Below are 275 nucleotides of genomic sequence, written 5' to 3'. Positions count from 1 at the left end.
ATAACTCTGTCTGCAGCCTCCTCTGTCTCACACCATCCACTACGATTTTTGGCTGCAATAAGTAGCTGGTTAGTTTCATCATCCAGACGCATTGTCAGATACTTAACCAGCGACTTACCATAGATATTCCCTGCCCTGTTAAACTTTGGATAGCGGTGAAGATGATCTTTAAGTCTTATTACTGCCTCAAACGATCGACTTCTTCCGCTTCTGTTACTTGCCTCAATTAATAGACTTTCCACATCTACAGTTAATTTTAGTTTTACCATCTTACC

The 275-nt window shown here is 40.7% G+C and carries 1 protein-coding gene; it reads right to left on the bottom strand.

Annotated elements, in window-relative coordinates; genetic code table 11:
• A partial coding sequence (locus RTW80_RS29155) for a TraY domain-containing protein (RefSeq protein WP_312721603.1) occupies positions 1-275 on the bottom strand: 275 nt, incomplete at both ends.

This window comes from Escherichia sp. AM3 (assembly GCF_032029835.1).
Lineage (GTDB): Bacteria > Pseudomonadota > Gammaproteobacteria > Enterobacterales > Enterobacteriaceae > Escherichia > Escherichia coli.
Note: the sequence above shows the minus strand (reverse complement) of the source record. Positions and strands in the feature narration are given on the sequence as shown.